Source organism: Acinetobacter sp. ANC 4973, assembly GCF_002135275.1.
GTDB classification, from domain to species: domain Bacteria; phylum Pseudomonadota; class Gammaproteobacteria; order Pseudomonadales; family Moraxellaceae; genus Acinetobacter; species Acinetobacter kyonggiensis.
The window spans coordinates 90,170-103,728 of record NZ_NEGM01000005.1 but is presented as its reverse complement, the minus strand read 5'-3'; the positions used below and the strand labels follow the sequence as shown (position 1 = coordinate 103,728).

Annotated in this window: 11 protein-coding genes; 5 read left to right on the top strand and 6 right to left on the bottom strand. The window is 36.4% G+C overall.

The genetic code is table 11. The features are described 5' to 3' along the window. Positions 1–52: 52 nt before the first annotated feature. Together B9T30_RS07805 and B9T30_RS07800 are read right to left on the bottom strand one after the other, a co-directional pair. Positions 53–1,222 carry a hypothetical protein gene (locus B9T30_RS07805; RefSeq protein WP_086184478.1) on the bottom strand — a complete coding sequence of 390 codons (1,170 nt, stop codon included), beginning with the start codon at positions 1,220–1,222 and terminating at the stop codon, positions 53–55. Positions 1,223–1,452: 230 nt separating this feature from the next. Beyond that, positions 1,453–1,716, bottom strand: a complete 264-nt coding sequence (locus tag B9T30_RS07800; protein WP_004648786.1) for a hypothetical protein — start codon at positions 1,714–1,716, stop codon at positions 1,453–1,455. Positions 1,717–2,123: 407 nt separating this feature from the next. Between B9T30_RS07800 and pepN the strand changes: the two genes are divergently transcribed. After that, complete coding sequence (pepN, locus tag B9T30_RS07795; RefSeq protein WP_086184477.1) at positions 2,124–4,733, top strand: aminopeptidase N; 2,610 nt, start codon at positions 2,124–2,126, stop codon at positions 4,731–4,733. Between the two features lie 81 nt (positions 4,734–4,814). On the opposite strand, the gene B9T30_RS07790 is transcribed toward pepN, so the two are convergent. Then, entirely contained in the window at positions 4,815–5,963 is a 1,149-nt protein-coding gene (locus B9T30_RS07790; protein ID WP_086184476.1) for a DUF1624 domain-containing protein, read from the bottom strand. Between the two features lie 784 nt (positions 5,964–6,747). Here B9T30_RS07790 and B9T30_RS07785 point away from each other — a divergent pair. Continuing rightward, positions 6,748–8,442 (top strand): DUF4394 domain-containing protein, encoded by a 1,695-nt coding sequence (locus tag B9T30_RS07785; RefSeq protein WP_086184475.1) that lies wholly within the window; start codon positions 6,748–6,750, stop codon positions 8,440–8,442. A gap of 119 nt (positions 8,443–8,561) precedes the next feature. Here B9T30_RS07785 and B9T30_RS07780 read toward each other — a convergent pair whose 3' ends face one another. Continuing rightward, positions 8,562–9,005, bottom strand: a complete 444-nt coding sequence (locus tag B9T30_RS07780) for a universal stress protein (RefSeq protein ID WP_086184474.1) — start codon at positions 9,003–9,005, stop codon at positions 8,562–8,564. 135 nt (positions 9,006–9,140) lie between these two features. After that, positions 9,141–9,581: a universal stress protein gene (locus tag B9T30_RS07775; RefSeq protein WP_086184473.1), complete on the bottom strand. Its 441-nt coding sequence runs from the start codon at positions 9,579–9,581 to the stop codon at positions 9,141–9,143. 268 nt (positions 9,582–9,849) lie between these two features. Between B9T30_RS07775 and B9T30_RS07770 the strand changes: the two genes are divergently transcribed. The 3 genes from B9T30_RS07770 to B9T30_RS07760 all read left to right on the top strand — a co-directional run bounded on the left by B9T30_RS07770 (position 9,850) and on the right by B9T30_RS07760 (position 11,846). After that, positions 9,850–10,860, top strand: coding sequence for an alpha/beta hydrolase (locus tag B9T30_RS07770; RefSeq protein WP_413772563.1), 1,011 nt, complete (start codon positions 9,850–9,852; stop codon positions 10,858–10,860). 90 nt (positions 10,861–10,950) lie between these two features. Continuing rightward, positions 10,951–11,283: an SMR family transporter gene (locus B9T30_RS07765; protein WP_413772562.1), complete on the top strand. Its 333-nt coding sequence runs from the start codon at positions 10,951–10,953 to the stop codon at positions 11,281–11,283. An 8-nt stretch (positions 11,284–11,291) separates the two neighbouring features. Continuing rightward, positions 11,292–11,846, top strand: coding sequence for a TetR/AcrR family transcriptional regulator (locus B9T30_RS07760; RefSeq protein WP_086184470.1), 555 nt, complete (start codon positions 11,292–11,294; stop codon positions 11,844–11,846). A 385-nt stretch (positions 11,847–12,231) separates the two neighbouring features. On the opposite strand, the gene B9T30_RS07755 is transcribed toward B9T30_RS07760, so the two are convergent. Next, on the bottom strand, positions 12,232–13,416 hold the full coding sequence (locus B9T30_RS07755; RefSeq protein ID WP_086184469.1) for a benzoate/H(+) symporter BenE family transporter: 1,185 nt from the start codon (positions 13,414–13,416) through the stop codon (positions 12,232–12,234). Positions 13,417–13,559: the final 143 nt, after the last annotated feature.

The following is a 13,559-nucleotide window of genomic DNA, read 5'->3' as shown; positions in this document are numbered from 1 at the left end:
TCCTTAAGTTGAACAGGGTGTGATTAGAGAAACTAGACATATTTATCACCATTTATTGGGTGAAATAATGGTCTTGATGCTTACAGGTACGACAGCATAAGGTCACATAATTTTCTGCGTCGTAATCCACAGTAAGCTCATTTGAACCACAATACATACAGCGTTTTTGTGAATAAAAACTTAAACGAGGTTCAATCTTTTTCCATGAATGTCGAATGGGTTGGAAAAAAATATTTTCATCGTAGCCTAAAAAGCGAAAAAACAGGATTTCGCTCATTTTACTAAAAGGGATATTATATGGGCGTGGTAGGGTGGATGTTTCCCATTTTTCAGTCACAGCACGTTCACGATATTGTTGTAAAGTTTTCTTTAATAAATTGGTATTAATAAAGTTTTCATTACGTGCCTTGAGTGCTTTTTGTTGGTTTAAATATTCCAGTGCTGTTTGCACCAGAAAATAAATTTGCCCGACAGCCAACGAATCCATCAAGCGATAACAAAAGGTCTGAAAAGCATTATTTCCTGCAATTTGTACGCCCCATGTGCGGCAATAAAACTGGGCAAACTGAATAATTTCTTGATAGAGCACCAAATAGAGTGCATTTTTGACTTCATCTGCATTTTTAAATGGCACACCCATGGTTAAATTTTCATAAAACCAATTTCGCAGTTGTTGAGTAATACTAAATAAACTGGGTTCAGAATAGCCATCTAAGCGTACATTGACATAATAATGATGCGCCTCAGACGCAAAATCTTTAGCGATTAAGATTTGTTCTTTAACCAATTGTTTGATCAAATAATTTTGAAATAAATAATTGGGGGTAATGGAATGGTATTTAATGCTTTCCCAGTCAATGTATTCATGATGTGTAGTATGTTCTTGAACTTGGTTGTCCAAAATACTCAGTAAAAATAATTTATTGAGAAAACTGATTTGATCCAGTCTGTATTCGATCTGATCTTTATTTTTATCTTTAGATTTAATTTTACGTTGCTCTTGCAGTCGTGTTTCCGTGAGCATTCTTTTTCGATTGGCTAAGCATTTGTCACAATGACAGTTATTGCGTTGGTCTTGAAAAACACGATGTTGGCAGTGACTACATTCATGAAAATTAATGGCTTGATCGTATTGTTCTGCTTCAATCCAGAACATAGATGCCTGACATAAAGGGCATGATGTACTTTCATCTAACTGTTTTTGCAGAATTTGAAGAAGCATGGAAAGAGTCAATCACAAGTCTGGTTAATCATGAGATCAATTATACACAGGTCTTTTGTGATGACGTGATGCAATCGTGTTGAATGGATAAAAATGCTTATAGCAAGAGCAGTTCAGTATGATTGAAAATAGCCTAAGCATTTTGGAGATCTCCATCTGGAGATGAAAAATAAATCTTTCCATCTCCAGATAAGGAAAATTTGTGAGATGAGAGCTTTTAAATTCTTGAACTAATAAGAGGCGGGGCAAGGCAGTGACTCATCGTCCTCGCCTAATTGCTTTGCATCGATTAAAGCCTTCACTTTTTTAGATGGAAGTCTTTTGCTGCCCAATGTATCGTAGTTATTCAAAATTGCACAAATATCGGGCGATTGCATCGGAATACCTTCGCAACTCATAAACATCGCAATGACCTTATGATCAATTCCTGCGGCATTGAGTGTTTGCATAGTTTTGATATTTTCCACACGGACAATATGTTCTTTTAGATACATGGGAACACCTCTTTTAGTTCTAACTTAATTTTATAGTGCGCTTTGCACACATGATTACAAGCAAGAAACGTGCTCAAAATGTAGTTATCTTGAAAATAAGTGTCAATTTAAGTGCGCTGAGTTGAGATGCATGGTAACAACACGATATGAAATAGCATGGGGTGTTATTTTTATGTGGAATATTGTTTCAGTTATGCTGTATCAGCGCCATTTTTTCGAGTTATGCATGCTAAGTAAGCAACTAACAGAATAATTGCACTGATGTTGAGGTGATGAATTGAAAATTAACAACAATGTGCCCATATATAACTCAAATCAATCGCGCAGACAGATTGTGAAAGTTGTCGTATGATCGAGGCAGCTCACAAAAAAAGTTTTGGCTTAAAACTACAGGATTAGGACATTATATGAATATCGCGGCAAACCCAGTGGTTGAAGCAGACCAAACTGTTTACTTAAAAGACTATGAAAAACCATCTTTTGCGGTTGATTCAATCAACTTGGATATTCAAGTATATACAGATCATACCAATGTGCATGCAACCTTGGTTATGAAGCGCCAGACAGCAGGAGATTTAGTACTGCTTGGGCGTGATCTAGAATTAAAATCGATTACTTTGAATGGTAAGCCACTCACTGCCAATGATTATTCATTAGATGCAGAGCAGTTGGTGATTGCCAATGCACCAGATGAGGTCATTCTGGAAACAGAAGTGATTATTCATCCAGAAAGCAATACGCAACTTGAAGGTTTATACCAAGCAGGTAGCGATTTATTTGTTACTCAAAATGAACCTGAAGGTTTCCGTAAAATTACTTTCTACCCAGACCGTCCAGATGTACTTTCAGTGTTTACCACACGTGTCGAAGCGGATAAAAAATTTCCAGTGCTGTTAGCCAACGGTAACTTGATGGAAGCGGGTGAAACAGGTGAAGGTCGTCACTACACCATTTGGGAAGATCCAACCAAAAAACCGGCCTATTTATTCGCTTGTGTAGTGGGTGATTTGGCTGTATTGAAAGATTCGTATGTGACTTCTGAAGGTCGTAACGTTGCTTTAGAAATTTATGCGGTAGAAAAAGATATTCCAAAATGCCACATTGCGATGGAAGCTTTAAAGCACTCAATGCGTTGGGATGAAGAACATTATGGTCGTCCGTATGACTTAGACAATTATATGATTGTGGCGACCAGTGCTTTTAATATGGGTGCGATGGAAAACAAAGGTTTAAATATCTTTAATACTTCATGTGTGCTGGCAGATGAGGAATTCACCACAGATGCAGCAATTATGCGCGTACAGTCGGTCATTGCACATGAATACTTCCATAACTGGACAGGGAACCGTATTACTTGTCGTGATTGGTTCCAGTTGTGCTTAAAAGAAGGTCTAACGGTTTTCCGTGATCAGTCTTTCTCGGAAGATTTACAATCGGCTGCGGTACAACGGATTGATGATGTAGCTGTATTAAAAGCACATCAATTTCCTGAAGATTCAGGTCCATTGTCTCATCCACCACGTCCAGACCATTTTGTTGAAATTAATAATTTTTATACCGCAACTGTGTATGAAAAAGGTGCGGAAATTAACCGCATGATGTCGACTTTATTGGGTAAAGAAAAGTTCCGTCAAGGTACAGACGAATACTTCCGCCGTCATGATGGTCAAGCGGTCACGGTTGAAGATTGGGTTGCTGCACTGACAGCAGGTTCGGGTGTAGATTTATCTGCTTTCCTGATTTGGTACAACCAACCAGGCACGCCAAAATTAGAAGCTCAAGGTGAGTACAATGCGGCCGCGCAAACTTATACTTTAAGTTTTAAACAAAGTTTAAAAGCACATGCCAAATATCCAAACTTAAAAGCAGTGCCAATTCCAGTGGCTTTGGCGTTGTTTAATGCAGAAACGGGTGAGCAATACGCACTTAATTCATCTGCATTATTTGAAAATAGCGTGAAAGATGGCGTGTATTTATTTGATCAAGATACAGCAACCATTGAATTTACAGGAGTGACAGCAAAACCTGTGGTGTCTTTGCTGCGTAACTTCTCTGCACCAGTGAATCTTGAATTTAATTATTCAGATGAAGAACTTGCATTTTTAGTGCAATATGAAACCAACGGTTTTAATCAATGGCAAGCAACACAAACTTTACTTGAACGTATTTTGTTAAATGGTCATGACGCTGAAGTGTATATTCAAGCGATTAAAAATACGATACCAGACCTTGTTGAAAAAGATCCATTGTTGGCTTCCCGTTTGTTTGATGTCCCTTCTGAAGGGTATTTAGGCAGCCGTATTGATGCTGATTATAAGCCAGTAGAAATTCAAGAAAAACGTAATGCATTGTTAAATACCTTGGCACGTGAACTGGGTGAATTTTGTAAAGCTACTTATTTGGCTTTAGATCCAGATTTACAAAAAGAGTTTTCACAAGCCATGGGTGTACGAGCGCTAAAAAACATCATGCTGACTATGTTGGCACGTCAAGGTGATAGCGAAGCTTTTGATTTGGCACATGTACAATATTTAAATACAGGTAATATGTCGGAGCGCTTAGGTGCGCTTAAAGTCTTGGTCTGGAATGATGCACCACAAGCGAAAGATACTTTAGCTGATTTCTATAATCGTTTTAAAGATGAAGCATTATCGCTTGATCAGTGGTTTATGCTACAAGCAGCACATCCAAAAGCCACTGTGGAAAGTATCCAGTATTTAACTTCACACCCAGACTACGATTTGGGTACACCAAATCGTATTCGTTCTGTTAGTGGGGGTTTAAATGCCAATCCTGTCAATACATGGGGTTTTGCTGTTCAACATTACATCGATTTAGCCAAATATCTTGATGAGAAAAATCCAATTCTTGGTTCACGTTTACTACAAGTGCTTTCGCGTTGGTATACCTTGGCTGAGCCACAGCGTAGTGATGTAAAAACTGCACTTGAGGCGTTAAAATCACAAGTGAAATCGAAAAATGTAGCAGAGACCTTAAATAGTATGTTGAGTGTTTAAATCTATTTAAATATTTGATATTTAATAAATAAAAAAGTGCCATTTCCCTCCATGAATTTGGGGGAAATAGCACTAAATAATTTAGAAGTATTTCAAAAGAGGAATGTGTTTGTTCTTATGTTTAAAGTTTGAAAATTTAACCATAAGAGGATATAAGCCAATACACAAGGCCAATGAAATGAACCAAAGCATTCCAACACTACTTACGCCGTAATAGTCACCATAATTCTTGCCAAATACTTCGACGGCAATTAGGTAGAGTCCTTTCAATACATATAAGTGAACAATATAAAAGAACATAGGCACTGAACCGAATACAATCAATGGTTTGATCCAGTTTTTTGTTTCCACTTTTTGTAGCAAAACTAAGAGTATTAACCCAATACCGACATTCCATAAAATGAATAAGAGTGAAGGTGGGTACTTTGTCACATTGAAAAAACTCATCAATGATTCGGTAAAGGTCGGCATGATAGACCACGCTTGATCACCATACACATTTATAAATCTTAAGATGAAAAATAAAGTAAGACTTGATAAGCCAAAAGTGAGTAATATTTTATTTCTTTTATTGGGCTCTACCGATTGATCAAAGACTTGAGTACCGATGCAATAGCCAAGAGTGATGACACCAATCCACGGTAACACAGGGTAAGACGTTCTAAAGCGGATCACATCACCAAATTCAATCCAACCTCGCTCATGAAGAATGAGCCATAAACTATGAATGATAGGTACATTGGAAAATGAAATTTGATCAAGCAAGTTATGACCAAAAATAATGACTAAACTAATCACCCATAAAAGTTTTTTAGGTAACCCGATTAAGGCTGCTAAAGCCAGCATACTTAAACCAATAGCCCAGATGACTTGTAAATAAATAACATCAGGAGGGAATTTTCCCGTCCACGCAAAATTAATAACGATTAATTCAAGGAAAATTAAAAAAAGTCCGCGTTTAATCAAAAATTCACGTGTCATACGAATACTATTATTCTTTGCTTGATAGAGATAGGCAGATAAACCAGTCAATACAACAAATACAGGAGCACAGATATGGGCTAAAACGCGACTAAAGAACAGAGATTCTTCTGTGCCCGGAATCAGCATTGGGTCTGGAACTTGATAGTGAAGGTAAAAAGTTTCCCTAACATGATCAACCATCATAATAAGAATAACCAACCCTCTTAATGCATCAATTGCTTGTAAGCGTTTAGAAATATTAGACATAGGATTAAAGAAGGTATGATACGTAATGTTATATTGTATCATTATTATTTAATGATACATTAGCTCTATGTAAGTCTTAATTTAAGAAAAAATTTACTTTCAGTTCCGAATGGATGGAACATTCTGACTTAATGTCATGTTGTTTAAATTCGGGGGTTAAAATGTTTAGCCATCTTGCAGAGCAATGCTTCTCATCTTCAAAGTTAACATTACGTTCTCTTTAGAGAGAAGTCGTGTCCATTATTTTGGCTAGGGTCAATGCGGTGAAGTCAGGGGCATAAACGGTTTATAAGATTATAAAGGTTGGTTTTTGGGCTTAAACTGTTTCGTAGTCAACCATAAAAAACTGAAACTGATATATCAGAGGTGTCATGATTGTCACAGAAAAATGATGAATATATTCATGCATAAATTATGTATGAAATATCAATAAATATGAGTGTAAAATTACAGCAGATAATTGCTCGTTTTATGGGTTGTGCAACCTGTCTAAAGCTAAATAATTAAAAAAACAGAGCCGCTGTGAATTCGGTGTGAAGAATTACCTAAGCTCCACTATTTTACTAAAAAACTCAATAAATCATTTCTTTACTTCAAACAGTACAAATTATAGTTTTGTATGTGTAATAAATTTTAATCAGTTTATCTCGTAAAAAAATTGAAATAATTTTATCTAAGTAGATTTAAAAAGATAAACACAACTTATTTAAATTATTTTAAAACAAGACTTAAAAAATAGGATATTTCTACTCGATTTTATCCACATATTGTAGGGATTAAAGACATGAAAAAAAGTATGCTCACTTTTGCACTTGCCTCGGTCAGTTGTTTTTCTTTAATGGGGTGTAATACCAGCTCAGAGCAGAAAAATAATTTTATTTCTGCTGTTTCTGGCGATACTATTATCTTAACCAGTGACGGTATGATTAGCTCAATTAATCGAGATAATCCAAATAACGTTGTTTCCTCAATTAAAATTCGATTGCTAGAAGCAGAAGATCAGCTGGTGGGGATTGATTATCGACCTAAAGATGAGAAGCTCTATGCTGTTGGGTTACTTGGCAATTTATATACCTTAGATCCCAACACGGGAGTTGCTACATTTCTTCGAAAACTTATTGCTGATCCAACAGATACAACGGATGGAAATCTACCTTTTAGTAAAATTGTAGGGGATGCTAATCTAATTAGTGTAAATTTTAATCCTGCCGCTGATCGATTACGTGTGATCACCAACACGGGACAAAATTTAAGAATTAATGTTGATACAGGTGCAACAATTACAGATGGTACAATTAATCCTATAGCCAATAATCCTGTTATTGTCGCAGCTGCTTATAGCAATGCTTTTGCTGGAACGGCAGCCACTAAACTTTATAGTATTGATCAAACATCGGATCGTATTTACTTACAAAATGCAAATGCTGGAACTTTAGGTGATTCAGCACCATTGGGAGATAATCTGGATACCCAAGGCGGTGGGGGCTTTGATATCGATCCAATCAATAACATCGGTTATGCCGCATTAAAAATTTCTGGCAGCTATAAATTTTATCAATTGAATTTGGCAAATGTGGGCACAGCAAATAATACTGTTTTTAACACCAGTGACTTAGCAAATTATTATACAACGGGTGGAATACGTGGCATTGCGTTAAAACGTGCTAAAGACGCTACAGCAGCAGGGATTGGATTAAGTAATAATAATAAATTAATTCGCTTTGCTTTAAATAACCCCAATAGTGTGACAGAAAAAAATATTACAGGTCTATTGGTGGATGAAAAATTTGTTGGAATTGACTATAGACTAAGAAATAGCACAGAGCGATCAGGTCAACTATATGGTTTAACGAATAAAGCCAATTTATATACGATTAACCCTGAAACTGGTATAGCAATCTTAGTGAATGCGCTTAAAGCGGCAACAGACAGTACCTTTACCAGTTTAGATGGGACTGCATTTGCTGTAGATTTTAATCCTGCCGCTGATCGTTTACGCGTAATTAGCAATACGGGACAAAGTCTAAGAGTTAATGTTGATACGGGGGATACGATCCGCGATGGTGATATTAAAGGTATTGCTGGTGCAATGATCAGCGCAGCTGCATATAGCAATAGTTTTAAAACCAGTGTCGTGGGATTAGCAACAGAACTTTTTGATCTCGATCAAGCCAATCAAATCGTTGTCAAACAAGATCCACCCAATACTGGAACACTGAACCGAATTGGTGGATTAGGTATAAATTTAGGTTTAGATAATGGTTTTGATATTGCTGGTGGAGACAATGGTTATGCTCTAGCGACAGTTGCTAACGCTTCAGGCCCATCTGTTTTATATCGTATTGATCTCAATACAACAATGAGTGATAGCCGTGCAAAACCTGCAATTAACGTGGATGGAACACCCAATATTGCAGCTTCGACTATAGGAACAGCAGCAACTTTACCGCTCATTGATATTGCAATTTTATTAAAATAATCAAACACTGTTTAGATAGTAATAGAGCGCAGATTTCTGTGAAATACGGAACTCTGCGCTTAAAAGCAGCTCAATCAACCCTGCAACTTTTGATGGAGGTCAATCTAGAGCTTCTTTTATTAAACTTTAATAATCAGCACGGGAATAGGGGATTGTGTCAAAACTGCTTGTGCCACACTTCCTAAAACTAATTTTTTGAATCCAGTACGTCCATGTGAACCCATAATAATTAAATCAGCACCAACTTCATCCGCAACATGAATAACACCTTCAGCAGGTGATACACCACGAATTATTTTGGTATCTACATCTATACCGTCACGAAGGAAGGATTGTTTAATATCAGCTAAGCGCAACTGCGCATTTTTTTCAGCCTGCATAAAGTAATCAGTCACTGCGGGTGCAATTTTATAAAAATCTACCCCAACAAATGGGTCTACAGCAATCACACTGGTAATAGTGACTTGGCAATCGAGTGTTTTAGCTAAGGCTAAAGCTTGTTCAACAGCTGCATAAGAAATGGGGGATTCATCTACTGGAACTAAAATATGTTTATAAGTCATGAAATGATCCTTATGGTTATCGTTGAATGGAAAAGCTTTTGTAATTGTGATTGTCAGTCATGAAGACAAATTAAAGAGATATTGAAAGAGTTTAAAGAACCCACCATTAATTTGAAGGGTTCTTTTATTCAAATTTTATTCTTTAACCACTAAAACAGGAAGTTTTGTGCCACTTAAAACATCTTGTGCAAAGCTACCCAGTAAAAATTTTTGAAATCCTTTTCGGCCATGTGAACCGATAACAATCAAATCAGTTTTTAATTTTTCTGCGGTATCGAGAATACCTTCTTCAGAGACATTACCTTTAATAATTTGAATGTTAGCCGTTACACCATTTTCGCTAGCAATAGCTTGAGCCTGTTGCAATGCTTTTTCGGCATTGTCATAAGCTTGTATGAAATATTCTTTCATAATTGGAGATGGATAGAAATCTACATCCGTAAATGGATCTTCAGTGACTAAACTAATTAAGGTTAATTGACTACCAAAAGCTTGAGCAATTTGAGCTGCTTTTTTCACGGCAGACAAGGAAATTTCGGAACCGTCAACAGGGACTAAAATATTTTGATAAGACATAAAATTGTTCCTTTGAGTTTATTGTATCGCTATTATTTATAGATAGCACATTGTCCTAAAATGATCAATTTAGTCTCTGAAAATTGTTTTAAAATTCATTAAATTATATAAATATCATGGATATAAGTGTGTCCTATTTTGCATTTAAATCTGAGTTAAAAGCTCAGCTTTGCTGTAAGTGTTTCTAAATGTTTAGACAAGCATTAAAATCTAAGAAAATAATCTTCTCTGTTCAAAGTAGCAGGAGAAATAATGGCTGGGGGAGCATATAGTGTATTCAAAATATTTAGCTTTAATACTGTGTGGAATTACGGTAATACACAGCAGTGGTTGTCAGAATATACAAACGAGTACCAAGGTGATTGCCAGCGTATTTAATGCCTCTACCCATGTTCAAAAAAAGATGCTTGATAAATATGCACCAGAAGAAATTTTGATGCAAAAAAATATTATCTATATGCAAGAACCTAAGTTGACTTTAGATATTTATCAGCCAAAAAATGTCATGCAACTTGAGTCTCGTCCAACGGTGGTTTGGATTCATGGTGGTGGGTGGGTTTCAGGTTCTAAAGAACATGCACGTGGCTATTTTAAACTCTTGGCTGATCAAGGCTATAACGTCATTTCAGTACAATATCAATTTGCTCCTGAAGCGATTTATCCGAATCAGTTGTTACAGATGAATCAGGCATTAAAGTTTATAACCGACCATGCGCAGCAATATCGTATTAATGCCAATCAAATTTATTTGGCGGGCGATTCCGCAGGTGCAAATTTAGTCAGTCATTATGCGGCACTCATCAGTAATCCTACTTTTGCCCAGCAATCAAACTTCACGCCGCTCATTCAACGTGAGCAAATTAAAGGCTTAATTTTGCATTGTGGTATTTATGATATGGATGCGTTTATTCATACTGCACCAGATGAACTTAAGCTGATTGAATGGGGAGTATTTAACTTAGTTCAAAGCTATACCGGTAATAAAAAAGATGATGTCGAATTTTTAAAAAGTATTTCTCCAATTCAATATTTAACAGCAAATTATCCGCCAGTCTTTATCAGTGGTGGAAATAAAGATTTTTTAACCAAGACCCAATCTGAACCATTTGTGAAAGTATTGATGAGCAAAAAAATACCAGTTACAGAAGTATTTTATCCAGATGCCAAAGAATTTTTAGTACATGAGTATCAATTCATGATGAGTAAAGCTGCCAGTCAAGAAACCTTTAAGAAAACCATTGCTTTTATCAATCATTATAGTTTGCCATCTGAGAAATGATTACATTCCAGAACTTGCAAAATATCAGCTTTTGTTTAAGATACCAACCAAATGGTATGTTTTTTTAAAGGTAAGATAATGAGTCCTATAATGATGGCGTATGGATTGCTTGCACTGGCAATTCTTTCTGAGGTGACTGGTTCAACATTTTTAGTAAAATCAGAAGGTTTTACTAAGCTCGGTCCATCTGTGGCAGTCATTGTTTTATTTAGTATCGCTTTTTATTTGTTATCTCAAGTCATTAAAGTTATTCCCTTAGGAATTGCTTATGCTATATGGGCTGGGGTTGGTATTATCTTAACTGCGATTATTGGATATTTTGTTTTCCGCCAAAGTCTTGATTTGCCTGCTATGCTGGGCATCGGCTTGATTGTATCGGGTGTTGTCGTGATTAATTTATTTTCAAATTCTACTGGACATTAGTATTAAGTATGGAAAATGCGTATCAGCGTAAAAAAGAACCTGAACTTATTCGGCAAAAAATTTTAGCACATGCAATTCAATTATCTGCTGATAAAGGTGTGACAGGGGTTTCAATTCAAGCGGTCGCCGATTTAGTTGGCGTGTCTAAAGGAGGTGTCTTTCACCATTTCCCAAGTAAGCAAAAATTACTTGAAGCGATGGTGATTACCGTTTTAGAACATTTGGATGGTGTGATTGATCAATTCATTCAAGCTGATGATTGTGAATATGGTTGTTTTACCCGCGCTTATATAGAAGTGACATTGCAGAAAAAGATCGTTGGTATGGAGCATTCGTGGTCAGCAATCTCTATGATTATGCTGACGGATCGAACGTTCAATGATCTTTGGATTCACTGGTTAAATGCACGTTTAGAACGACATGCTGTAACAGATGCTGATTTAGAGTTAAAAATTTTACGTTTTGCTGCTGATGGTGTTTGGTTGACGGCATTTACAGAAGTTGAAAATCCTGATGAGACGCTAGAAATGAAACAGGAATTGATTCGCCGTAGTTATCCATAACATTGCTTTAATTATCGGTTAAAAAAAGCACTCGATACAGGGTAAAGCTAGTTAGTTAAGAAATTGACTGGCATTTTATTTTTTAAATTCATGATGTTATTCGATACGCGGAAACGTCATCCGCAACTGTTCGAGGCAAAACTATTTTAAAAAAGTAAGGTTTCTGCGATGAATTGATCAATAAAAGGGATTTGACGAGTTTTGCGGATGACAAATGCCTTTGATTACTTTGGGCTTATCCAAAGTAATAGATGAGCTCCAAGTATTTGCTTTAAAAAATATAAGACTCCGTCGTGAATAATTAAAAAAGCTAAAGACTTTATTTCTAAAATCCTTAACTGATTAGTATTACGCAATAAAGGATGCTTTTTCCAACTCAAAGAAATTATGTTTTAATTTTAGATTTGCTTTTGAATTTGAAAATAAAAGACACCGCAAAACCGAATAATAGTCCCCAAAATGCAGAACCAATGCCAAAGAATTGTATGCCAGATGCGCAGAATAAGAAGGTCATTAAAGCGGCTTCTCGTTCATTGACATCATGAAAGGCAATCGCAATGTTATGACTAATGGTGCCAAATAAGGCAATTCCTGCCAAAGCCACAATAAAAATATGTGGAAATGACATTAATAAGCTGGTTAGAGTCGCAGCAAAAATACCCATCACAATATAGAAAAAGCCACAACTCATGCCTGCGATATAGCGTTTTTTAGGATCAGGATGAACTTGGTCATCTAAACTGACTGCGGCACTAATTGCAGCAATATTAACGGTATAACAACCAAAAGGAGCGAGTAAGGCTTGAGCAACCCCAGTCCACCCAATAAGATGATTGACATGTGGTTGATAGCCATAACTTTTGATCATGGCAATCCCTGGTAAATATTGAGATGCCATGTTAATGACACATAAAGGCAATGCTAAGCCTAAAATGGCTGACCATGTAAAGTCAGGGGTAATCCATACTGGTTTGGCAAGGCTCCATTGTAAAGCTGGAACATGAAATTCCATAAACATTGGACAAAGCACAAGCCCTGCAATTACGGTAATAACAATGCAATAACGTGGAGACAGCCGTTTTGATAGAATATATACCGCTAAAAGTGAAAGGATGAAACCCCAATCATTTTGCATACTTGCAAAAAGTGCGATCCCAAATTTCAGTAATACACCAGCAAGCATGGCACTGGTTAAACTTTGTGGAATATAGGATAAAACTTTCTGAAAAATACCTAAAAAACCTAAAATTGCGGTTAATAAGCCACAAATGAAAAATGCACCAATCGCTTCATATAAGCTATAACCACTGCCTGTGGCAAGAATGAGTGCCAGACCTGCGGTTGACCAAGAGGTCGCAACAGGGTATTTAAACTTCCATGATAAAATAAAACCAGAGAGTCCAATCCCTAAACCTAAGGCCCAAAACCAAGAGGTAATTTGTTCAGGCGTTGCACCTAATATTTGTGCGGCTTGAATGACCAGAACAGCGGATACACTAATACCAATCAGAAATGTAATAAAACCAGCAAATACTGCGGGTATAGAGAAGTCTTGAAGAAGTTTTTGCATGATCCCTTGCTTATCTTATTTTGACTGAATGTAGGGGCTGAAATGTCAACAGAGCCTAATATAAATGTCGTTTAATCATACGCCTTTTCATTATGATTAACAGGTTTTTTGTTTAAAAGTAGTGTGAATATTTAAAGATATTT

Bases quoted from the DNA above. Each gene is read 5' to 3' on its own strand.
- B9T30_RS07805 (WP_086184478.1), bottom strand. From the start codon at position 1,222: ATGCTTCTTCAAATTCTGCAAAAACAGTTAGATGAAAGTACATCATGC.
- B9T30_RS07800 (WP_004648786.1), bottom strand. From the start codon at position 1,716: ATGTATCTAAAAGAACATATTGTCCGTGTGGAAAATATCAAAACTATG.
- pepN (WP_086184477.1), top strand. From the start codon at position 2,124: ATGAATATCGCGGCAAACCCAGTGGTTGAAGCAGACCAAACTGTTTAC.
- B9T30_RS07790 (WP_086184476.1), bottom strand. From the start codon at position 5,963: ATGTCTAATATTTCTAAACGCTTACAAGCAATTGATGCATTAAGAGGG.
- B9T30_RS07785 (WP_086184475.1), top strand. From the start codon at position 6,748: ATGAAAAAAAGTATGCTCACTTTTGCACTTGCCTCGGTCAGTTGTTTT.
- B9T30_RS07780 (WP_086184474.1), bottom strand. From the start codon at position 9,005: ATGACTTATAAACATATTTTAGTTCCAGTAGATGAATCCCCCATTTCT.
- B9T30_RS07775 (WP_086184473.1), bottom strand. From the start codon at position 9,581: ATGTCTTATCAAAATATTTTAGTCCCTGTTGACGGTTCCGAAATTTCC.
- B9T30_RS07765 (WP_413772562.1), top strand. From the start codon at position 10,951: ATGATGGCGTATGGATTGCTTGCACTGGCAATTCTTTCTGAGGTGACT.
- B9T30_RS07760 (WP_086184470.1), top strand. From the start codon at position 11,292: ATGGAAAATGCGTATCAGCGTAAAAAAGAACCTGAACTTATTCGGCAA.
- B9T30_RS07755 (WP_086184469.1), bottom strand. From the start codon at position 13,416: ATGCAAAAACTTCTTCAAGACTTCTCTATACCCGCAGTATTTGCTGGT.